Below are 1,103 nucleotides of genomic sequence, written 5' to 3' on the forward strand. Positions count from 1 at the left end.
TGTACTGACCATGGACGTTGGTGACGGCGACACGGCTGGATGATCTTGAAATGAAGGAGGACCTCCTGGCGTGGTGTGGAGCTACCAGACAGCCGCACCACCGCCCAAGGAGGTCCTCGTGCCCCACCGTAACGCCCCGCTGACCGAGCTGGGTCGTCTGCGCCTGGCCCGCTGTGTCGTGGACCAGGGCTGGTCGCTGCGACGGGCCGCCGAGCGGTTCCAGGTCTCCCACACCACCGCCAAGCGGTGGGCCGACCGGTACCGGCAGCAGGGCGCAGCGGGCATGAGCGACCGTCCCAGCCGGCCGCACACCAGCCCCCGGCGTACGCCCCAGCGGATCGAGCGGCGCATCGTGCGCACCCGCGTCCGTCACCGGCTCGGTCCCGCGCGCATCGCCGCCCGCCTGGGCCTGCCACCGTCGACGGTGCACCGCGTGCTGCAGCGCTACGGCTGCCCGCCGCTGGCCCATCTGGACCGGGCCACCGGCCGGCCCGTGCGCCGTTACGAACACCCCGCGCCCGGCGATCTGGTGCACGTGGACGTCAAGAAGCTGGGCAACATCCCCGATGGCGGCGGCCACCGCGTCCACGGCCGGGCGGTGGGCAACCGCAACCACCAGCGCACCGTGACCTCGGATCGGCGCGGCGGCAAGCCCCTGCTGGGCTACGGCTACCTGCACACCGCCATCGACGACCACTCCCGCCTGGCCTACACCGAGATCCTGCCCGACGAACGCAAGCAGACCGCGACCGCGTTCTGGCAACGGGCCCAGGCATTCTTCGCCGGCTGCGGGATCACCGTGCGCCGCGTGCTGACCGACAACGGCTCGGCCTACCGCTCGCGGCTGTGGCACGACACCCTGACCGCGGCCGGGATCGCCCACAAGCGCACCCGCCCGTTCCGGCCACAGACCAACGGCAAGGTCGAGCGCTACCACCGCACCCTGCTGGACGAATGGGCCTACGCCCGCCCCTACACATCCGAGGCCGAACGCCGCGCCGCACTTGCGCCCTGGCTGCACATCTACAACCATCACCGCGGCCACACCGCACTCGGCGGCCTCCCACCCGCCAGCCGCGTCACCAACCTGTCGGGACAGAACA

General features: G+C 71.8%; 1 protein-coding gene. It reads left to right on the forward strand.

All coding sequences use genetic code 11. The features are described from left to right. Positions 1–118: 118 nt before the first annotated feature. Positions 119–1,103 (forward strand): IS481 family transposase (locus ABD879_RS32640; RefSeq protein ID WP_345025655.1); only part of this gene is annotated, 985 nt, incomplete at its 3' end.

The sequence above is a fragment of the Actinomadura keratinilytica genome (genome assembly GCF_039539665.1).
Taxonomy (GTDB): domain Bacteria; phylum Actinomycetota; class Actinomycetes; order Streptosporangiales; family Streptosporangiaceae; genus Spirillospora; species Spirillospora keratinilytica.